Below are 18,202 nucleotides of genomic sequence, written 5' to 3' on the forward strand. Positions count from 1 at the left end.
GTCGCCCGAAAGCAGCGTGGGCGAGACCCACAGGCGGTTGTTGCAGGGACCGGAAGCGGAGGTCACGCGCTTCACCAACCTGTTTTCCGGCCGCTTGGCGCGCGGCCTGCCCAACCGGCTGATGGAGGAACTGGGGCCGGTGAGCGACGCCGCCCCGCCCTTCCCCTATGCCTCCAACGCGCTTGCCTCCCTGAAGGCGGAGGCGGAGAAGCGGGGCGATAGCGGCTTTACCTCCATGTGGAGCGGGCAGGCGGCGCGGCTGGCGCAGCCAATGACGGCGGAGGCGCTGACCCGGTCGCTGGCCGAGGGCGCGCTGGCCTTGATGGCGGGCATGACACAGGAGACCGCAGATGCTTGAAGTGGCCCGCATCCCGGTGCTGAACGACAATTATGTCTGGCTGATGCATGACGGCGCCAGCGGGGAGACGGTGGTGGTCGACCCTTCCGTCGCCGAACCCGTGCTTGCGGCGGCGGCGGAGCGCGGCTGGCCGATCAGCCAGATCTGGAACACCCACTGGCACCCCGACCACACCGGCGGCAATGCAGAGATCAAGGCGGCGACAGGCTGCATGATCACCGGGCCGGGCGCGGAGGCGGCGAAGATACCGACGCTCGACCGGCTGGTCGGGGAGGGGGATTATGTCGCCATCGGCGCGCATGCGGCGAAGGTGATGGCGGTGCCCGCCCACACGGCCGGGCATATCGCCTATCATCTGGCCGATGACGAGATCATCTTCGTGGGCGATACGCTGTTCGCGATGGGATGCGGGCGATTGTTCGAGGGCACGGCGGCGCAGATGTTCAGCAACATGGCCCGTTTCGCGGCACTGCCCGACGACACGGCCGTCTATTGCGCGCATGAATATACCCAGTCGAACGGGCGTTTCGCACTGGTGGCCGAGCCGGACAATGACGCGATCCGCCAGCGCATGAGCGATGTCGACGCCGCCCGCGCGGCGGGCAAGGCCACGGTGCCGACCAGCATCGGGCTGGAGCGGGCGACCAATGTGTTCATGCGCGCGGGGGACGCGGAAACGCTGGCGTCGCTGCGCGCGGCGAAGGATGCGTTCTGACGGAATCTGTCCTATGATGGCGTCCTGTTTCCGCCGGACGGGACCGGAGAGAAAAGGACCTTCGCCATGCGCTCACTGATGCTTCCGCTATTCCTGTTGGCGCCGGTTCTGCTGGCGTCCTGCGCCACCGCGCCGGAGGGGCCGCCGAAACTGACCGAGAAGCAGACGCAGGCGCTGGAAAAGGCGCTGGAGGGCAAGACGCCCGGTGACAAGGTGACGTGCATCCAGCAATATCGCCAAACCAACCTGCAGGTGATCAGCGATCAGGTGCTGCTCTACAAGGTCAGCAACAGCCTGGTTTACAAGAATGAGGTCATGGGCCGCTGTTCCGGCCTCACCCGCGGCGATACGCTGATCACGCAGAGCTTTGGCGGGCAGTTGTGCCGGGGCGACATAGCGCGGGTCGCCAACCTGATGGTGGGCACTTTGTCCGGCGTATGTTCGCTGGGCGATTTCGTGCCGTATCGCAGGGTGAAGAAATAAGGCCGGTGGTATGGGTTGAGGAGTCTGGTGCCGGCCTAAAATCCCTCCCTGCAAGGGGAGGAAGAACAATCCACTTCCCACCCAATCCGTCATCGCGCACTTGATGCGCGATCCATTGGCTCCCGGTAAGCATGACTGCGCGGACGCTTGCGCTCATGGATCCCGGATCAAGTCCGGGATGACGGCGGGTATTTGGGATGACGGCAGTGTGTTGCAGCGTAAATTGCGCCGAGCAATGGCCGCTCTCTACCCCCAGCGGCAAGCTCAGCTATGCCGCCCTACCCTTTGTAAAGCGCGTCCAGACGGTTCTGATAGCGCTTGCGGATAATGTGCCGCCGGATCTTCATTGAGGGGGTCATCTCCTCATTGGCGATTGTGAACGGCTCATCGGCAAGGATGAAGCGGCGGACCCGTTCCGTCACGGACAGGTCCTCATTCACCCGGTCGACGGCGGCGCGCAGCGCGGTTAGCAGGGCGGGGTCGTTCATGGCCGCTTCGGGCGACATGCGGCGGCCGCGCGCCCAGTCCTTCAGCCAGTCGGCGTCCGGGACCAGCAGGCCGACCAGATAGGGCCGCTTGTCCCCGGCGACCATCGCCTGGCCGATCTCCGGCTGCAGCGTCAGCATGCCCTCGACCTTCTGCGGGGCGACATTATCGCCCTTGTCGTTGACGATCAGGTCCTTCTTGCGGTCCGTGATCTTGATGCGCCCGCGTTCGTCAATCTCGCCTATGTCGCCGGTGTGCAGCCAGCCGCCCTCCAGCGCCCGCTCGGTCTCCGCCGGGTTGCGCCAATAGCCCTTCATCACCAGCTCGCCGCGCACCAGCAGCTCGCCGTCCTCCGCGACCTGCACCTCCACCCCGTCAAGCGGCGGTCCCACCGTGTCCATGGCGATGCCCGCGCCAGGCCGGTTGCAGCTGATGACCGGGCCTGCCTCGGTCTGGCCATAGCCCTGCAGCAATGTGATGCCGAGCGACTGGAAGAAGATGCCGACGTCCGGGTTGAGCGGCGCGCCGCCCGAAACCATCGCCTTCATCCGGCCGCCGAAACGCTTGTGGATTTTGGGGCGGATGGTGCGCGCGGCGATCATCTGCATGGGGATGTCCCATAGCGCGACGCCGCCATTCTTCACGTCATCGCCATTGATGCGCAGCGCCTGGCGGAACAGGAAATTGGCGAGTTTTCCCTGTTTCTCGACCCCCTTGATGATGCGGGTGCGCAGCACCTCGAACAGGCGCGGCACGACAACCATGAATGTCGGGCGGACTTCCTCAATATTGGCGGCGAGCTTTTCCAGCCCCTCGGCATAATAGATCTGGCCGCCGAGCAGCATCGGCAGGAATTGCCCGCCGCTATGTTCATAGGCGTGGGAGAGGGGCAGGAAGGAGAGGAAAACCTCGTCCTCCCACTCGAAATCCTCTGCAATGACCTTCAGCGCGCCCTCGACATTGCAGAGGATCGATCCGTGATGCTGCATCACGCCGCGCGGCGCGCCTCCGGTGCCGCTGGTGTAGATGATGCAGGCCAGATCATCGCGCTGCGCCGTTTGCGCGGCGGCGCAGGCCGCGACATCCGCCGGGTGAGCGGCGAGCAGCGCGTCCCACGCCCGGCAACGGATCGTGTCGCCCTGCACGGCGCGCAGCGGTTCCATGCCGATGACCAGATTGACCTGCGACCGCAGCACGGCGGGCATCAGCACCGAGGCGAGCTTGGCCGTCGAGACGATGACGGCGCGCGCGCCGCTGTCGGTCAGGATATGCTGATGATCGCGGGTGGTGTTGGTGGTGTAGGTCGGCACGGTGATGCAGCCCGCCGCCATGATCGCCAGATCGGCGATGCAGAATTCCGGCCGGTTCTCGCTGACCAGCATCACCGTGTCGCCGGGGCGCAGCCCCTCCGCCTTCAGCGCGGCGGCCAGCGATGCGACGCGGCGGGCGACCTCGGCCCAGCTCAGCGGATGCCATGCGCCCCCGGATTTGGTCCACAGAAACGGGCGATCGCCGCCCTCGGCAGCGCGCGCGAAGAACATGGTGACGAGGTTCGGGAATGTCTCCAGCGCGCGCATTCATCTCTCCCACCGGCGGCGCGGGGGCAACCGCGTGGCCGGTGCGCGTCTATAAACGCCCGCTTCCGTAAGGGCCAAGACTATTTCGCGTTTCCGGCGTGGGTTGGTTCATAGGGGCGGCAGGAGTGGGCGGAGGAAAATGGGAAGGTGTGGCGGCGCGCATGTGTGGCCGTGTTGAATAGTAATGTCCTCCTGCGAAAGCAGGAGCCTAGGGTTATCTGCATCACCGCACCCTAGGTTCCTGCGTGCGCAGGAATACGTCGTTTTCGAAAAGCCCGCAGTCCGCTCCCCACCCGGTCCGTCATCCCGCACGTGATGCGGGATCTATTGGCTCTACGCAGGCGTGACTGCACAAGCGCCCGCGCTCATGGATCCCGGATCAAGTCCGGGATGACGGAGTATAGGCGGCTTTGGCCTTCCAATCCGCACCCCTACACATCAAGCCCGATAAGCACGCCGCTGCCGATGCGGTCGATATAGCGCCTGCCGTCCACCTCCACCCAGTCCGGCGTCGCCTCCAGCCGGCGGCCGCGGATGGAGGTGCGCAGATGCTCCACGGCGATCCGGTTGCGCTGGATGATGCGCAGCACGGCAAGGCCGTCGCCCGCGGTTTCGGTCACGAAATAGCGGTCGCCGCGATAGGCGAAGCCAAAGCTGCCGTCCGTGACCAGCCATTCATTGGCGTCGATCACCTGCACCGGTTCGCCATTATCCCCGCCCAGGCGGATGCTGATGCGGGTCGCGCCGACACCCTGGCGCGGGGGGGCGAAGAACAGCAGCGGCTCCCCGTCAAGCGCCAGAGGGATCGGCGTGTCGCGCACCGCGCGGGAGCCGCCGACGGCCAGTTCGGGCAGTTCATTGGAGAAAGGCAGGCGATCGCGCAGGAAATGCCGTTGCCGCGCGATCGGGCTGGCGTGGAAGCCATGGACCTGCGCCGGGGTCAGCCGTTCCTCCTCCACCAGCCGGTGGCAGGTGGGGCACAGCATGGTCGCGCCCTCGCCGCCCTCCGTCCGCTTGTCCTTGATGACCGGCAGGGAGAGATATTGATAGATGGTGACGCCGCAACGGACGCAGCCGAAGCCGCTGCGGTATCGCAGGTCTGCGCGGGCGTCTGGGGGCAGGTCTGGCAACGGGCGCATCAACGGCGCGGGCATGGCGGTACTTCCCCCTGGTTACGCCTCTCCGCACCGGCATCTGCGTACCGGCTTCCTTGACACCCATCGTTGACTTAAATGCAGTCAAGTCAAGGGGCGGTAACCATTCGGTCAGCCCAAAACCGGGAAAATGCCAGCCATGCCAGTCGTCGCCCTGCTGATCGCGTCCAACATCATGATGACCATCGCCTGGTACTGGCACCTGAAGGGCGGGATGGGAAAACCCCTGCTGCTGGTCATCCTGATAAGCTGGGGAATCGCCCTTTTCGAATATTGCCTGGCGGTGCCGGCCAACCGCATTGGCTATGCCAGCGGATGGAGCGGCGCGCAGCTCAAGATCGTGCAGGAGGCGATCACCCTGATCGTGTTCGCCGGGTTCATGATCCTGGTGCTGCACGAGCCGGTCGGCTGGCGGCATCTGGGCGCCTTCGCCTGCATCATGGCGGCGGTGGCGCTGCTGTTCAGCGGGCGGTGAGCGCTATCGGACGCCGGCCGGCTGGGCGTCGTTATGGACCGACACCAGTTCGCGCACGCGGTTAGGATTGCGCATGCCGCGGATCGCGATCTCCGCATAGTCGCCGGCGCTGAATATCTCGATATTGCCGACGCCGAAGATGCGCTGGCCCACCGTCTGGCTGATGCGCACGGTGCGCACGGTGGACAGGTTGAGTTGCGTCCGCTGCTTGGCGAGCAGGCCGCGCTCCATCAGCACTTCGCGGTCGGAAACGGCCAGGCGCTCCCCCTTGCACTTGATCCACCAGACGCCAAGGCCAAGGATGCCGACGACGGAGATCAGGAGAAGGGTGAAAAGCAGCGGGCTGCTGCGGAACATGGCGGGATTTTCGTCATAGAGCCAGGTTTCGGGCATCGCGCGGTCTCCTTATGGGCGGACCATCGGATGGCGGGCGGTCAGGGTCAAGGCTTTCCGCGCCAGGTCATGCGGGGTCATGCGGGGCCGCTATACTTCGGGGCGGGCTATTGCGCCTCGACCGCGTTGCGCAGCGCGGCGACATCCTGCGCGGTGATGGGGTCCCCCGCCGCGTCGGTGGGAAGGGCGGTTTGATCGCCTCCTGCGCCGTCGTTACCCTTGCCGCCGCCGCCGACAAAGCCGACCGCCGTCAGGCAGATCAGCACGCCCCAGAGCAGCGCCATCCAGCGGCTGGTGAAAAGCGAGGAGGGGCGGACGCCGAAGATCATCACGGCCATTATGCCGCAGACCGGTTAAGGCGGGGTAACGCCGGTGCGCGCACCGCCGATCCAGTGCGCGTCAAAGGCGACGGGGAATGCGAGGGTGTCAGGCCATCCGCCGGACGCCCGAAAGCCGCGATATCCGGCGGGTTGACGCGGAACCGGCGCGCGGCGCATCCGTTGATCCGCGCAGGACAGTTTGAGAGGATATGCCGATGCCCCGCTCCCCCGACGCGATCGACCCCGACACGGAAGACAATAGCGAACAAAACGATGCAGGCGCGCAGGCGCAGGACGTCGCCAGCGACGCGCTGACCCGCCGCACCGACCTGTCGGAGGACAGCGAGAAGGGCGGCGGATCGGACCGCGGCGCGGTGATCCCGGACGATGTGCCGGACCTGGTCGATACGATGGAGGCGATGAACCGCAGCGGCACCATCGACAACGGCGCCTATGCCGGCGAGCCGGTAATGGATGATGAGGAGGGCTGGCTGGGAAATACGGAGGAGGATGTGGATTGAAGGGGTGGGTTGCGAGCCTCACATCTATTGCAGCTAATGCCCGGTAGACGGTCGCTAAGTCAGTCTGATTTAAGCGCATCATCTAACAACTGAACGAAATCAGTAGTATCGGCAAAATAGTTTCTAAAAGTTACCCGCATATTTTCGAAACTATCTGCTCGAACAAGCACAATGTCTGCTTTGCCCGCGAACTCTTTCTCCAATGCATTGTAACGATCAATAGCGCAAAAACATTATCAAAAGAAACTATTCTTAGATCGCTTTCATTTTCATCTTCTGATGGCACTAAAGGAAATATAAGGATATTATTTCTTTTAAAATCTATAGATACCTTTTTTGAATTTACACGTCTAAAAGCTGCAGGATTCTAGTCTCATTTTCTAACCGCTTGAGCTCTGATTTTAATTCATGCATCGGCCAATCTGGAAAACATGAAGGCGATCCTTCGTAAGTTCTTGAAAGAATCTCACTGGATATCGCAAAGAACTCAATTAATTCTGGACTTCCTTGGCCAAATTTTGGATTGTTATGCGTAAGCAATCCTGCCACTTCTACAGCAGTAGCCCAAGAATGCTGCATAAGTGTACGATATTGAATCTCAATTAACAGCCCATTAAATGCTAAACCGCCAAAAGATCGAACATTATATTCGTATACGTCATGAATACCACTGTATCCGTCTCGCGGTAGTGGGTCAGTTTGAAATCTGACCGTGCTTTTTATACGGGCCGCGCTTGCCGGGCTTCATTTCGGCATCTTCGACCAGCTTGGCAATGTCCGCAATCTCCCAAAGCCGATCCGACACGCCGGCGGCCATCGCCGGGGTGACGCGCAGCGTTTTATGGATGCGGACGAAGTTATAATACATCATGTGAAGGGCGACCGCGTGAGCGTGGTTTTCAACTTTCTTGGAGAAGGCGTTAGTCAGGCGGGTGAAGCGACGCATGTGCATCCGCATGGTCAGGTTCTGGCGTTCGACGTAGCTGGTCGAGACATGGGCTGCGTCGGGCTTGCCTTCGACTGTGCGCTTACGGATGCCGGTGCATTCGGCGGGGCTGTAGCGAACTTCGCTGCTTTTGCCGCCCTCTGAACCGTAGAGTTTCACGAGTTGGGCAAAGTCCACGTCCGCGCCGAAAGCGCCCTCCACGGCTTCTAGATAGGCGCTGTGCCCATCGCTGGTCAGTTGAACGCGATTAGCGAGGCGGGAGACCAGATCGTCCATAAACCACATTGCATATTCAGCATCACGGCCACCGACGAGATAGGAGAGGATCATCTTGCTATCGGCGTCGAGCGCGGTCCAAGTCCATGTATCGCCAGCACCTTCCGGGGCGTCCTTCGCGGTGGCTACGTTCTTCTGCTTGGCATAGGTGAACGACCAGATTTCATCGACCTGAACGTGAGCGGCCTTCACGTTCCGCACGTTGGCGTCGTGATAGATCGCGCAAGCCTTTCCGGCGTCGATAAGCAGCTTGGCAACAGTGTTCTTGCTCGCGCCAGTCAGTCGCGTGATCGCCCGGATGCTCATGCCTTCGCAGAGAAGGTGCAGGATGCGGGCGCGCTCTTCGATGGTCAGCTTGTTCATGAAACCTATATGCCCAAAGAGGCTATATTAGTCAAGCATATGAGTCAGTTTAAACAATATGTTTCATTCGCCATTTACATATTGGCAGCTTTGTGGCATTGGCTGTTTAAATGAAGGTCCGATACGAAGATGAAGCGCTTTCTCTCGTCGAAACCAACCAGGCACACCGCCTTCGGCTACCGGTCCAAGTCGTTCAAGCGGCACGCCGGAAGCTCCGACTTTTGCGGGAGGTGGCTGATGAGCGTGACCTGCATGCGATGGCCAGCCTTCATTATGAGAAGTTGAAGGGAAAAATGGACGGCAAGCGCTCGATCAGGATTAACACCCAGTGGCGGATTATTTTGACAATCGATCAAGATTGCGAGCCGCTTGAATTAGTGATTTTGGAGATCAGTAATCATTATGAGTAAAGGAGGCACCTTGGAAGCTGTCTTTGACAATTTCGCCGAGCCTCCCGGTGTTTACATTCGGGAGGAGCTGGAGGCGCGTGGGTGGACGCAGCGCGATCTTGCTTTTATCCTTGGTTATTCTGAGCAGACCGTCACGAAAGTTATTTCTGGCAAGTCGGGAGTAAGTGCCGAAATGGCCAAGGCTCTTGGCGAGGCTTTCGGCACGTCCGCATCAATGTGGGCCGGACTACAGAAGGAGTGGGAACTGCGTGAAGCGCGCGAACCCGATCCAGCCATTCGCGCTCGCGCTAAGATGCAGACCAAATACCCGATCCGGGAGATGATCAGCCGGGGTTGGTTTGAGGAGGCGGAGCAGAGCGTTCTCGAATTGCAGTTCGACCGCTTTTTCGAGCTCAACGACAATGAGCATCTTGGTCAAGTCGGCTTTGCCGCCGCCGCAAAAAAAACGCGTGACGATCACTCTCCAGAGGAATTGGCTTGGTTGTATCGTGTCCGGCAGGTCGCCCGCAGCATTGATGCGCCGGAGTATTCCGAAGCCAAGCTTAGGGATGGCCTTGCCGATCTTCGCGCGTGGATGATTGATCCCGAGGATGTTCGCCACGTTCCCGAATTTCTGCTGGCGGCGGGTGTCAGATTTGTGGTGGTGGAGAAGATCGCCAACTGCAAAGTCGATGGGGTTTGCACGTGGCTATCGGACGATAAGCCAGTGATCGGCCTGACCTTGCGTCACAATCGTCTCGATAACTTCTGGTATGTTCTGCGCCACGAAATTGAGCATGTGTTGCGTGGAGACGGTAAGAACGGCAGCGAGATCATTGACAATTTGGAACCCGGCGATGCTCGGGAAATAATCGACGCCGCTATCAAAGAGCAGGAAGATGCCGCAGATGACGCGTCGCTGAATTTTGGATTTTCTCGCAACAAGCTCGTCTCGTTTTACCAGCGCAAATCGCCCTACATTTCGGAGCGCGATGTGATTGGATTTGCAGGCGTAAACGAGGTTCACCCGTCAGTCGTGGTTGGCCAGATACAGCACATGAAGAAGGACTTTTCGTGGTTGCGCAAGTTTCTCGTCACCGTGCGCCAGCATATTTTGGCGACGAGTGTTGTTGATGGGTTCGGTTCAGTTGCAGATGTGGAATTGTGAGCTAGGCAATGGCTACTAGGAAAGAACAAGGCGCTGATATCCTCGACCGCTATCTGGCAGAGGTAAATGACGATCCGGTCTCGCTTGATGAAGTCGCCGAGTGGGCGCTAAATAAGGGATTGTTTCGCCCAGGCCCGGTCGATTTGAACAAAATGTGCCGCGATCTAATCGCCGAAGGCGCGCGCTCACAGAAGCGTTTTGACGGCAAGCGTTGGTATCGCGCTAAGCATTCCGTGCGAACTAATGTAGGTGGCGTTCAGCTCAACCTGTGGGCTGACATCGATAAGAACGCGTCGCATTCCTTTATGACAAAATCCATCGGTCAGCGGCGCAAATCAATCGCAGACGATTGTTTTTCAATGAAAATGGATGCCGACCATTACAGTGAAGCTCATCCTGATGAACTTCCGATTGAACCAGTTCTAGATTTCTCAGAAGACGTTGCGGAACGCGAAGCGGCGGAGCGGGCTGCGCGCGACAAGCGCGACCGAGGTGCCGCCTAAGACTTTTTTTTCCAGCGAGCTTGCGCTGCTACGCTCGCTATCTCCGACCGCTGCGCGGGTGTTAGCGCCTTGGCTCTCGCGGGGCCGCCAACGATGCCAGCCTTGGAGGCGCGTTTCCCATTGGCACTCTGTTCCGGCTGGCCAGCTTCGCCCGTCGCAATATCCACCATCAGCTTCGCAAGCTGATTCGGATCGCGGGGGCGCTTCGGGGTCTTAGCCATTAGAGTAGGCAGACACTATCAGGCACGATGGCAAGCGCCGTCACGGTGCCATCGGAGAGCGGGTATGGCTGGCCAGGTTCGTCACCATCGTTAAGCAAAGCAGCCTTCTGCTTTACGGCCTGCACCGCGTCATCTGGATCGGCGAAGCCTGCGGCGTAGAGCATCAGCAAGGCGGGGCCATCGCTGAGAGGTTTCGTCCAAACTGGCACAGCCCAAGCTTTATAGGTTTTGTCGCTCATTCGGCTGATATGGCATCAAGAGGAACGGATCGCCACCTAGTTTTCAAACTGACCCACTACCCGTCTCGCTTGGGGCTGACAAAATAATTCCATCTGTCGCCTTCTGAATGACGGCGCTTATGTGAAAATCTGGCGGTATGAAAATCTCTACGGAATAGTAACAAATCTTCTAAAGAAGGGAAAATTACTCGACACCCTGCAATATCATGCATTCTTCCTAGTTGCATATCAGGGAATCTTTTTAATTTGTTCAGGATTGTAGCCCGTCTTTTCAGACGAGTACCTACAACAACTTCTGTGCCACGCGATCTTCGACGTAAATTTGCTTAAAATGTATTTATCACATAGGCATGTGACGCCCGCCATTCTTCTAATGTGGCTATATCTTCCCAAGTTTCTTCGTCACGACTAATACGAAACCCCGCCTTCGTAACTTGTTTGCGAGAAGTCTGTGGCGGAAACCAGTTTGCCATTACTCCGCCGCGATCCCCGCCTTGGTGAACATGTCTTCGCTCTCGTCGCTCACATCGCCGCTGTCGTTCGCCTTCAGCCGCTTGCGCTTGTCGAAGCTGTCCCAGACTTCGTTCCACTGGCCGCGCGTTGCCGCCTTTGAATATTCGGTGGCGCGGGTTTCGAAGAAGTTGGCGTGCTCCACGCCGTTCAGCATCGGGGTGAGCCAGGGGAGCGGGTGCTCCTCGATCATGTAGATGGGTTTCAGGCCAAGCTGCCCCAGGCGCCAGTCGGCGATGTAGCGGACGTAGCGCTTGATGTCCTTGGGCGTCATGCCGGGGACGGGACCCATTTCGAACACCAGGTCGACGAACGCATCCTCGATCCGCACCGTCTTCTGGCACATGTCCATAATGTCTTCCTTGACCGCATTGGTCAGGCAGCCGCGTTCCGCGCAGAAGGCGTGGAACAGCTTGATGATGCCCTCGCAATGCAGGGTCTCGTCGCGGATCGACCAGGTGACGATCTGGCCCATGCCCTTCATCTTGTTGAAGCGCGGGAAGTTCATCAGCATGGCGAAGCTGGCGAAGAGCTGAAGCCCCTCGGTAAAGCCGCCGAACATGGCCAGCGTGCGGGCAATATCCTCATCCGTGTCGACGCCGAACTGCTGCAGATAGTCGTGCTTGTCCTTCATCTCCTTATATTGGAGGAAGGCGCTATATTCGCTCTCCGGCATGCCGATGGTGTCGAGCAGGTGCGAATAGGCGGCGATATGGACGGTTTCCATGTTGCTGAACGCGGTCAGCATCATCTTCACCTCGGTCGGCTTGAACACCCGGCCATATTTTTCGTGATAGCAGTCCTGCACCTCGACATCCGCCTGGGTGAAGAAGCGGAAGATCTGCGTCAGCAGATTGCGCTCATGGTCGCTGAGCTTCTGCGCCCAGTCGCGGCAATCCTCGCCCAGCGGCACTTCCTCCGGCAACCAGTGGAGCTGCTGCTGGCGCTTCCAGAACTCGAACGCCCAAGGGTACTCGAAAGGCTTATACTGTTTGGAGGCTTGAAGAAGGGGCATGGGTCGGCTCCGACGGAAATCGTTACGGGTGAAGGGCGGTTGCAACCTGCATGGTGGCGGGGCGTTCAATCGCCAACACCCCCCGTACAGGAGAATTATCATGGTCGATCTTAGCACGATCAAGGAACATGCCGAAGTGATTGGCGCGGACGGCGTGCATGTGGGCACCGTCGATCATGTGGACGGAGACCGCATCAAGCTGACCAAGGCCGACAGCGGCGAAGGCAGCCACAAGGGCCATCATCATTACATCGCGCAGGGCCTGATCGCGGGCGTTGACGGCGACGGCACGGTGCGCCTGTCGGCGACCGGTGCGAACGCGGTGTTCTTCGAGGAAGAGAAGGACGGGTGACGCCATTAGCCCTCTCCCGCCGGGAGAGGGAAGGAGCTGCGAAGCAGCGGGAGGGTGAGGGTGTGTTGTCATCAACCTCACCCTCCCACGCCGCTACGCGACGCGGGCCCCTCCCTCTTCTGAAAGGAGAGGGGGTTTAGGGCAGCGGCAATGGTTTCTACGACGCCATCGGTATTTTCCATGACGTCATGATTCCAAACGCGCAGGACGCGGTAACCCTGCGATTCCAGATAGCGAGTGCGGGCGGCGTCCTGTTCGAAGCGTTCTACATGTTGGCCGCCATCGACTTCGACGATGAGCTTGGCTGAGAAGCTCAAGAAATCCGCAAAACAAGGGCCTAGGGGCACTTGTCGACGGAATTTCGCTTCACCAAGTTGCTGGCGCAAAGCACTCCACAGCCGCTTCTCCGCATCGGTAGCGTTAGGCCGCAAGCCTTTGGCGCGATCGACGGAGTCAGAGGGCAATGTCTGATAATTGCGCATCGCCCTCACCTTTCCACTTCCTCTCCCGCAGGGAGAGGAAAAACTCCTACTGACACGCCAGACATTCGTCATAGTCCGTCGTCTCGCCGATTTCGAACTTGGGCGCGTCGATCGTGTTGTCGGCCTCGACCCCGCCCGCGAAGCCGGCGCGCTGCACCGACTTTGAGCGGAGATAGTAGAGCGACTTGATGCCCAGCTCCCAGGCGCGGAAGTGGAGCATGAGCAGGTCCCATTTCTCCACGTCGGCCGGGATGAACAGGTTCAGCGACTGCGCCTGATCGATGAAGGGCGCGCGGTCGGCGGCGAGTTCGAGCAGCCAGCGCTGGTCGATCTCGAAGCTGGTCTTGAACGCGTCCTTCTCGTCCTGGCTCAGGAAGTCGAGATGCTGGACGGAACCGCCCCGCTCCAGAATGGAATTCCACACATTGGTCGAATCCTTCGCCTTGTCGCGCAGGATCTTCTCCAGATGGACATTCTTGACCGAGAAGCTGCCCGACAGCGTCTTGTGCGTGTAGACGTTGGCCGGGATCGGCTCGATGCAGGCGGAGGTGCCGCCGCAGATGATGCTGATCGACGCGGTCGGCGCGATCGCCATCTTGCAGGAGAAACGCTCCATCACGCCCATGTCGGCGGCGTCGGGGCACGGGCCGCGCTCCTGCGCCAGCATCATAGACGCCTCATTCACCTGGGCGTTGATATGCTTGAAGATGCGCATGTTCCACGACTTGGCCATTGCGCCCTCGAAGGGAATGGTGCGCGCCTGCAGGAAGCTGTGGAAGCCCATGACGCCCAGGCCCACGGAACGCTCGCGGCTGGCGCTATATTTGGCGCGGGCCATCTCGTCCGGCGCACGGTTGATAAAGTCCTGCAGGATATTGTCGAGGAAGCGCATGACATCCTCGATGAAGCTCTTGTCGCCATGCCATTCGTCCCACGTCTCCAGATTGAGGCTGGAGAGGCAGCAGACGGCGGTGCGGTCCTTGCCCAGATGGTCGCGGCCGGTGGGCAGGGTGATTTCCGCGCACAGGTTGGACGTCGAGACCTTCAGGCCCAGATCGCGATGATGCTTGGGCATCATGCGGTTCACGGTGTCGTTGAAGATGATGTAGGGCTCGCCGGTGGCGAGACGGGTCTCGACCAGCTTCTGGAACAGGGCGCGCGCATCGACGGTGCCGCGCACGCTGTTGTCCTTCGGGCTTTTCAGCTCCCATTCCTTGCCGTCGCGCACCGCCTCCATGAAGGCGTCGGTCAGCAGCACGCCATGGTGCAGGTTCAGCGCCTTGCGGTTGAAATCGCCCGAGGGCTTGCGGATTTCCAAGAACTCCTCAATCTCCGGGTGGGAGATGTCGAGATAGCAGGCGGCCGAGCCACGGCGCAGCGAACCCTGGCTGATCGCCAGCGTCAGGCTGTCCATCACGCGGACGAAGGGGATGATGCCGCTGGTCTTGCCGTTGAGGCCGACCGGCTCGCCAATGCCGCGCACGCTGCCCCAATAGGTGCCGATGCCGCCGCCGCGCGCCGCCAGCCACACATTCTCGTTCCAGGTGCCGACAATATCCTCAAGGCTGTCGTCGACCGAGTTGAGGAAGCAACTGATCGGCAGGCCGCGGCCGGTGCCGCCGTTCGACAGCACGGGCGTCGAGGGCATGAACCACAGGCGCGAAACATAGTCGTAGATGCGCTGGGCATGCGCCTCATCATCGGCATAGGCGGCCGCGACGCGGGCAAAAAGATCCTGATAGGATTCGCCGGGCAGCAGATAGCGGTCGCGCAGCGTTTCCTTGCCGAAATCCGTCAGCAGCGCGTCGCGCGACGAATCGGTCGCGACCGCAAAGCGGCGGGCTTGCACGGCGTGCGAGGCGGGCTTTGCCGCAACCGGCTTCTCGGCAGCGGCGCTCTGGGCGGGCGCGGACGCCGCCTTTGCCGTTTCGCTGCGTTCTTCAATCATCGTTGCCACGTCGTGCGCACCTGTTTCCTGGCTGTCCCGAAAATCCATACTCGCCCCAAATGTTCACGTTCCGTTCGATTCGGTCAAGTGCTCCAAGGACGAACGTCCCTTGTAGCAGCTTTCCGGCGCTCAAGGCACCGGAAACGGGTGGCGCGACCCTCCCCTGCGGTCGATAATGCATGCCCCAGGAAAACTGTCCCGAAGCTGTTAACCACAATTTGTAGAGTAACCCCCGTTATCCCGACACCACTGATAGTGCCACAGCGATGCGCCTATGCAAGAGGGTAAATGACAGATCCATGACTCGTCCTGCCGCTGATATGACTCGGTTCATGGCATGACAAGCACGTTCCACCGTCGCGACGCGCGGGTTTGCAACGGGTTTTTGAAAGGCAAGAGCGAGAGGCGAAAAGAAAAATAAATTTCTTACAAAATCATGCGACTAAGGTCTGAAGCGAACGGCCCCACATCCCGCATGGGGGCTGCGATAACCGTACATACAGCCAAAACCCATTGAGAAAGCGGGGGAAGGACGAGATCGCGGTCCCATCCGCCGTAGAAGATGCTATCCCGCCGTGGCGCGCGGCGACGCCCGCAACGGACAGGAGACGCATATGGCCGGCCTCACCCTTTTCTACCACCCCTTGTCCTCCTACTGCTGGAAGGTGCTGATCGCCCTCTATGAGAATGGCACGGCCTTCACCCCCTATCAGTTGGATCATGACCGGCCGGAGAGCAGCGCGGCGTTGCGCGCGGCCTGGCCGATGGAACGCTTCCCGGTGCTGCGCGACGACAGCCATGACGTCACCCTGCCCGAATCAAGCGCGATCATAGAATATCTGTCCGTGCGCTATCCCGGCGGCTTCGCGGCGATCCCGGCCGGGTTCGATGACGCCATGGAGGCGCGGGTGATGGACCGGCTGTTCGACAATCATGTGATGACGGGCATGCAGACGGTCGTTTTCAACAGTCTGCGCCCGGACGACGCCAAGGATGAGTATGGCGCGGACCAGGCGCGGGCGATGCTGCGCAAGACCTATGCCATGCTGGAGGAGCGGATCGCCGGGCGGACATGGGCGGCGGGGGAGGCGTTCACGCTGGCCGACTGCGCGGCCATGCCGTCGCTCTGGTATGCCGACAAGGTGGCGCCGTTCCGCGGCGATCATCCGGTGCTGGCGGCCTATCTGGACCGGCTGGAGGCGCGGCCGTCAGTGCAGCGCGTATTGAAGGAAGCCGAACCCTATTTTGCTTTATTCCCTGGATAACAAGCTGCCATTGATCATTATCATAACATGCAACAATGGTAGATAATTTCAGACAGGCATAATTGCCTTCTCCAGCTCCGCGATCCGCTCGCTGCACACGGCATGGACGACGCGGCCAAGTTCCTCGACCTGGGTGCTAAGCCAGCTGAGCTCCTCCTCGCTGATCCGGTAATGTTTGGAGTAGCGGGCCTTCACATAAGCGTCCTTCAGTTTCTCGAACATCGCTCGCTCCTTGCGAGTGTCCGAGGGCCAGACATGGACCAGCCGCCGATCAATCCGTTCCGCCTGCGTCCGCAGGAAGGCGAGGTTGTGATTATGAGGTGTATAGAAGGTGCAGACGAGGAGCACGCAGTGGTAGAGTCGCTCGGCGGACTGATGAAAATCAAACGCTGAATCTTTCAAAAACCCTTGATCTCGATAATATTTCGCACCCTGATAGCGCTTCATCGCTGACGGAAACCACTCCTCAAAATACTCCCTGGCCATGGCGAGGGCCTGATCGGGTGTCTTGGGCTTGGGGGTGTGGAGTTCACTGTCATTGGCCTGATAGAGGGCGATGCCGTCACGGGCCACGTCCATGAAAAAGTAGCGCCCATGCGCCAGACCGTCATTCACCTCCTGCAGACTGTGCACGATGAAGTTCACTGGCGTCCGCAGCGTGCCCGTGATCGCCCGCTCCCGGTTCAGACGCTCCTCCGCACGCGACCAATAAGCTACCCGGTCCGTCAGCTCCTTGCCGCTCACAATGATCAGCAGATCAAAGTCCGACTGATAGCCCTTGGCGGTATGCGGCTCATCCACCCAGCCGCCTCGCGCATAGGAGCCGTACAAAATGATCTTGCCGATACGCCCCAGACGCTTGCGGCCATTCGATCCCGCCAGCGCATCGCCAAACTCCTCGAACAGGATCTGCACAACACGCTCAAGCTCCCGAACCTTGGCTGCCGGTAAATGATCAAGGTCGCTGCGCATCTCTCCTCATCCCTAACCCTTCCAACCCTCTCATGGCGAGAGCTCACAGCCAATAATCAAACCGCTTTGGGCAAATCTCTCAGCTTGCTTCCCAAGGTTATCAGGAACCGGGGCACGAACGGCACCTTCATGCTGGTTAAATCACGAGGCTAACGATTTAGGTGCACAGTCCATCTGACCTGCACGTCCACAAATGCTCAACTGGTATGCTGGTCCAGATTGTCGTTTGCCAAAATTAAAGTCATGCAAGATGTCGCGTCAGTGAAGGCGAAGATACATTTTGCGACAATTTTCCGCTGCGATGACACAAACTGACGACAACAGCCCTGCATAACCGCATTCATGGAAGGCGCCCCAACGCCTTTCTCTTATGAAAGATTATGAGGGTTGAGATGATGAAGAAGCTGATGATTTCCGCTGCGCTTGGCGCGATGCTGGTTGCCGGTGGCGTTGCCGCCGCCCGGAACGCAGCGCCCGCCCCCGGCGCGATGCCGCGTCACGGCCTGCCGGGCGACGCCAATGGCGATGGAAAGGTCACCAAGGCAGAGCTGACCGCTTCCCTGCAAGAAAGGTTCGCGAAGATGGACCTGAACGGCGACGGGAAGATCACCAAGGAAGAACGCGACCAGCTTCGCGAGAAGCGGTTCGACGATCGCTTTGCGAAGATGGACGCCGACCATAATGGCCAGATCAGCAAGGACGAGATGAAGGTGGCGCATGAAGCGCGTGGCGAACGCCGCGGCGGGCCGGATGGTCCCCGCCACGGAAAGCGCGGCCCCGGATTCGGCATGAAGGGCGGCATGATGGGTGCCGACAAGGATGGCGTCATCACCCGCGAAGCCTTCATGGCGCGCCCGCTGGCGATGTTCGAAAAGGCCGACGCCAACAAGGACGGCACCGTGACCGCAGAGGAAGCCAAGGCCGCCTGGGCGCAATTCGGCAAGGGACGCGGGCACGGCAAGTGGGGTGAGGGCAAGTGGGGCCGTGGCGGTCCCGGCGGGCCGCAGGGCGATACGCCCCCGCCTCCGCCGAGCAAATAAGTCCGGCGCAGGAGCCTGACATAAAGGGAAG

The 18,202-nt window shown here is 60.3% G+C and carries 21 protein-coding genes; 11 read left to right on the plus strand and 10 right to left on the minus strand.

The window, feature by feature from the left end:
- The 3 genes from BHQ40_RS13240 to BHQ40_RS13250 form a co-directional block, all read left to right on the plus strand.
- Positions 1-358 (plus strand): nitronate monooxygenase (locus tag BHQ40_RS13240; protein WP_171905849.1); only part of this gene is annotated, 358 nt, incomplete at its 5' end.
- Positions 351-1,073: a hydroxyacylglutathione hydrolase gene (gene gloB, locus BHQ40_RS13245; RefSeq protein ID WP_070156346.1), complete on the plus strand. Its 723-nt coding sequence runs from the start codon at positions 351-353 to the stop codon at positions 1,071-1,073. The genes BHQ40_RS13240 and gloB, both read left to right, overlap by 8 nt.
- A gap of 66 nt (positions 1,074-1,139) precedes the next feature.
- Positions 1,140-1,556: a DUF6491 family protein gene (locus BHQ40_RS13250; RefSeq protein ID WP_083276915.1), complete on the plus strand. Its 417-nt coding sequence runs from the start codon at positions 1,140-1,142 to the stop codon at positions 1,554-1,556.
- Positions 1,557-1,834: 278 nt separating this feature from the next.
- On the opposite strand, the gene BHQ40_RS13255 is transcribed toward BHQ40_RS13250, so the two are convergent.
- Complete coding sequence (locus BHQ40_RS13255) at positions 1,835-3,619, minus strand: AMP-dependent synthetase/ligase (RefSeq protein WP_070156347.1); 1,785 nt, start codon at positions 3,617-3,619, stop codon at positions 1,835-1,837.
- Between the two features lie 431 nt (positions 3,620-4,050).
- Entirely contained in the window at positions 4,051-4,758 is a 708-nt protein-coding gene (locus BHQ40_RS13260) for a hypothetical protein (protein ID WP_070156393.1), read from the minus strand.
- Between the two features lie 154 nt (positions 4,759-4,912).
- On the opposite strand from BHQ40_RS13260, the gene BHQ40_RS13265 reads away from it, so the two are divergent.
- Complete coding sequence (locus BHQ40_RS13265; RefSeq protein WP_070156348.1) at positions 4,913-5,248, plus strand: DMT family protein; 336 nt, start codon at positions 4,913-4,915, stop codon at positions 5,246-5,248.
- Positions 5,249-5,251: 3 nt separating this feature from the next.
- Here BHQ40_RS13265 and BHQ40_RS13270 read toward each other — a convergent pair whose 3' ends face one another.
- A complete protein-coding gene (locus BHQ40_RS13270; protein WP_070156349.1) occupies positions 5,252-5,641 on the minus strand; it encodes a PH domain-containing protein in 390 nt (129 codons plus the stop codon).
- 107 nt (positions 5,642-5,748) lie between these two features.
- Positions 5,749-5,979 (minus strand): hypothetical protein, encoded by a 231-nt coding sequence (locus BHQ40_RS13275; RefSeq protein ID WP_139139304.1) that lies wholly within the window; start codon positions 5,977-5,979, stop codon positions 5,749-5,751.
- Positions 5,980-6,176: 197 nt separating this feature from the next.
- On the opposite strand from BHQ40_RS13275, the gene BHQ40_RS13280 reads away from it, so the two are divergent.
- Positions 6,177-6,482 carry a hypothetical protein gene (locus tag BHQ40_RS13280; RefSeq protein ID WP_070156350.1) on the plus strand — a complete coding sequence of 102 codons (306 nt, stop codon included), beginning with the start codon at positions 6,177-6,179 and terminating at the stop codon, positions 6,480-6,482.
- 694 nt (positions 6,483-7,176) lie between these two features.
- Here BHQ40_RS13280 and BHQ40_RS13285 read toward each other — a convergent pair.
- A complete protein-coding gene (locus BHQ40_RS13285) occupies positions 7,177-8,067 on the minus strand; it encodes an IS1 family transposase (RefSeq protein ID WP_070156351.1) in 891 nt (296 codons plus the stop codon).
- A 110-nt stretch (positions 8,068-8,177) separates the two neighbouring features.
- Between BHQ40_RS13285 and BHQ40_RS13290 the strand changes: the two genes are divergently transcribed.
- Genes BHQ40_RS13290 through BHQ40_RS13300 form a run of 3 tightly spaced genes read left to right on the plus strand, consistent with a single transcriptional unit; the run spans position 8,178 to position 10,127 of the window.
- Positions 8,178-8,477 carry a type II toxin-antitoxin system RelE/ParE family toxin gene (locus BHQ40_RS13290; protein WP_070156352.1) on the plus strand — a complete coding sequence of 100 codons (300 nt, stop codon included), beginning with the start codon at positions 8,178-8,180 and terminating at the stop codon, positions 8,475-8,477.
- Positions 8,478-8,487: 10 nt separating this feature from the next.
- Complete coding sequence (locus tag BHQ40_RS13295) at positions 8,488-9,624, plus strand: HigA family addiction module antitoxin (RefSeq protein ID WP_171905850.1); 1,137 nt, start codon at positions 8,488-8,490, stop codon at positions 9,622-9,624.
- An 8-nt stretch (positions 9,625-9,632) separates the two neighbouring features.
- On the plus strand, positions 9,633-10,127 hold the full coding sequence (locus BHQ40_RS13300; RefSeq protein ID WP_070156353.1) for a hypothetical protein: 495 nt from the start codon (positions 9,633-9,635) through the stop codon (positions 10,125-10,127).
- A 220-nt stretch (positions 10,128-10,347) separates the two neighbouring features.
- On the opposite strand, the gene BHQ40_RS13310 is transcribed toward BHQ40_RS13300, so the two are convergent.
- Both BHQ40_RS13310 and BHQ40_RS13315 read right to left on the minus strand, forming a co-directional pair.
- On the minus strand, positions 10,348-10,587 hold the full coding sequence (locus BHQ40_RS13310) for a hypothetical protein (protein ID WP_070156355.1): 240 nt from the start codon (positions 10,585-10,587) through the stop codon (positions 10,348-10,350).
- Between the two features lie 472 nt (positions 10,588-11,059).
- Positions 11,060-12,112 carry a ribonucleotide-diphosphate reductase subunit beta gene (locus tag BHQ40_RS13315; RefSeq protein WP_070156356.1) on the minus strand — a complete coding sequence of 351 codons (1,053 nt, stop codon included), beginning with the start codon at positions 12,110-12,112 and terminating at the stop codon, positions 11,060-11,062.
- Between the two features lie 100 nt (positions 12,113-12,212).
- Here BHQ40_RS13315 and BHQ40_RS13320 point away from each other — a divergent pair, with 100 nt between their 5' ends.
- Positions 12,213-12,464: a DUF2171 domain-containing protein gene (locus tag BHQ40_RS13320; protein ID WP_070156357.1), complete on the plus strand. Its 252-nt coding sequence runs from the start codon at positions 12,213-12,215 to the stop codon at positions 12,462-12,464.
- Between the two features lie 77 nt (positions 12,465-12,541).
- Here the strand turns inward: BHQ40_RS13320 and BHQ40_RS13325 are convergent, their stop codons facing one another.
- Both BHQ40_RS13325 and BHQ40_RS13330 read right to left on the minus strand, forming a co-directional pair.
- Positions 12,542-12,946: an endonuclease domain-containing protein gene (locus BHQ40_RS13325; RefSeq protein ID WP_070156358.1), complete on the minus strand. Its 405-nt coding sequence runs from the start codon at positions 12,944-12,946 to the stop codon at positions 12,542-12,544.
- Between the two features lie 46 nt (positions 12,947-12,992).
- Positions 12,993-14,894, minus strand: coding sequence for a ribonucleoside-diphosphate reductase subunit alpha (locus tag BHQ40_RS13330; RefSeq protein WP_070156396.1), 1,902 nt, complete (start codon positions 14,892-14,894; stop codon positions 12,993-12,995).
- Between the two features lie 614 nt (positions 14,895-15,508).
- Between BHQ40_RS13330 and BHQ40_RS13335 the strand changes: the two genes are divergently transcribed.
- Positions 15,509-16,159: a glutathione S-transferase family protein gene (locus BHQ40_RS13335; RefSeq protein WP_070156359.1), complete on the plus strand. Its 651-nt coding sequence runs from the start codon at positions 15,509-15,511 to the stop codon at positions 16,157-16,159.
- 48 nt (positions 16,160-16,207) lie between these two features.
- On the opposite strand, the gene BHQ40_RS13340 is transcribed toward BHQ40_RS13335, so the two are convergent.
- Positions 16,208-17,131, minus strand: coding sequence for a HEPN domain-containing protein (locus BHQ40_RS13340; protein WP_070156360.1), 924 nt, complete (start codon positions 17,129-17,131; stop codon positions 16,208-16,210).
- 392 nt (positions 17,132-17,523) lie between these two features.
- Between BHQ40_RS13340 and BHQ40_RS13345 the strand changes: the two genes are divergently transcribed.
- A complete protein-coding gene (locus BHQ40_RS13345; protein ID WP_070156361.1) occupies positions 17,524-18,171 on the plus strand; it encodes an EF-hand domain-containing protein in 648 nt (215 codons plus the stop codon).
- Positions 18,172-18,202: the final 31 nt, after the last annotated feature.

It is taken from the genome of Sphingobium phenoxybenzoativorans, assembly GCF_001757355.1.
Lineage (GTDB): Bacteria > Pseudomonadota > Alphaproteobacteria > Sphingomonadales > Sphingomonadaceae > Sphingobium > Sphingobium phenoxybenzoativorans.

Excerpts from the sequence above, each read along its gene's own strand:
- BHQ40_RS13300 (WP_070156353.1), top strand. The coding sequence starts at position 9,633 with ATGGCTACTAGGAAAGAACAAGGCGCTGATATCCTCGACCGCTATCTG.
- BHQ40_RS13280 (WP_070156350.1), top strand. The coding sequence starts at position 6,177 with ATGCCCCGCTCCCCCGACGCGATCGACCCCGACACGGAAGACAATAGC.
- BHQ40_RS13250 (WP_083276915.1), top strand. The coding sequence starts at position 1,140 with ATGCGCTCACTGATGCTTCCGCTATTCCTGTTGGCGCCGGTTCTGCTG.
- BHQ40_RS13255 (WP_070156347.1), bottom strand. The coding sequence starts at position 3,619 with ATGCGCGCGCTGGAGACATTCCCGAACCTCGTCACCATGTTCTTCGCG.
- BHQ40_RS13260 (WP_070156393.1), bottom strand. The coding sequence starts at position 4,758 with ATGCGCCCGTTGCCAGACCTGCCCCCAGACGCCCGCGCAGACCTGCGA.
- BHQ40_RS13340 (WP_070156360.1), bottom strand. The coding sequence starts at position 17,131 with ATGCGCAGCGACCTTGATCATTTACCGGCAGCCAAGGTTCGGGAGCTT.
- BHQ40_RS13270 (WP_070156349.1), bottom strand. The coding sequence starts at position 5,641 with ATGCCCGAAACCTGGCTCTATGACGAAAATCCCGCCATGTTCCGCAGC.
- BHQ40_RS13310 (WP_070156355.1), bottom strand. The coding sequence starts at position 10,587 with ATGAGCGACAAAACCTATAAAGCTTGGGCTGTGCCAGTTTGGACGAAA.
- BHQ40_RS13315 (WP_070156356.1), bottom strand. The coding sequence starts at position 12,112 with ATGCCCCTTCTTCAAGCCTCCAAACAGTATAAGCCTTTCGAGTACCCT.
- BHQ40_RS13325 (WP_070156358.1), bottom strand. The coding sequence starts at position 12,946 with ATGCGCAATTATCAGACATTGCCCTCTGACTCCGTCGATCGCGCCAAA.
- BHQ40_RS13265 (WP_070156348.1), top strand. The coding sequence starts at position 4,913 with ATGCCAGTCGTCGCCCTGCTGATCGCGTCCAACATCATGATGACCATC.
- BHQ40_RS13345 (WP_070156361.1), top strand. The coding sequence starts at position 17,524 with ATGATGAAGAAGCTGATGATTTCCGCTGCGCTTGGCGCGATGCTGGTT.
- BHQ40_RS13335 (WP_070156359.1), top strand. The coding sequence starts at position 15,509 with ATGGCCGGCCTCACCCTTTTCTACCACCCCTTGTCCTCCTACTGCTGG.
- BHQ40_RS13275 (WP_139139304.1), bottom strand. The coding sequence starts at position 5,979 with ATGGCCGTGATGATCTTCGGCGTCCGCCCCTCCTCGCTTTTCACCAGC.
- BHQ40_RS13285 (WP_070156351.1), bottom strand. The coding sequence starts at position 8,067 with ATGAACAAGCTGACCATCGAAGAGCGCGCCCGCATCCTGCACCTTCTC.
- BHQ40_RS13290 (WP_070156352.1), top strand. The coding sequence starts at position 8,178 with ATGAAGGTCCGATACGAAGATGAAGCGCTTTCTCTCGTCGAAACCAAC.
- gloB (WP_070156346.1), top strand. The coding sequence starts at position 351 with ATGCTTGAAGTGGCCCGCATCCCGGTGCTGAACGACAATTATGTCTGG.
- BHQ40_RS13330 (WP_070156396.1), bottom strand. The coding sequence starts at position 14,894 with ATGATTGAAGAACGCAGCGAAACGGCAAAGGCGGCGTCCGCGCCCGCC.
- BHQ40_RS13320 (WP_070156357.1), top strand. The coding sequence starts at position 12,213 with ATGGTCGATCTTAGCACGATCAAGGAACATGCCGAAGTGATTGGCGCG.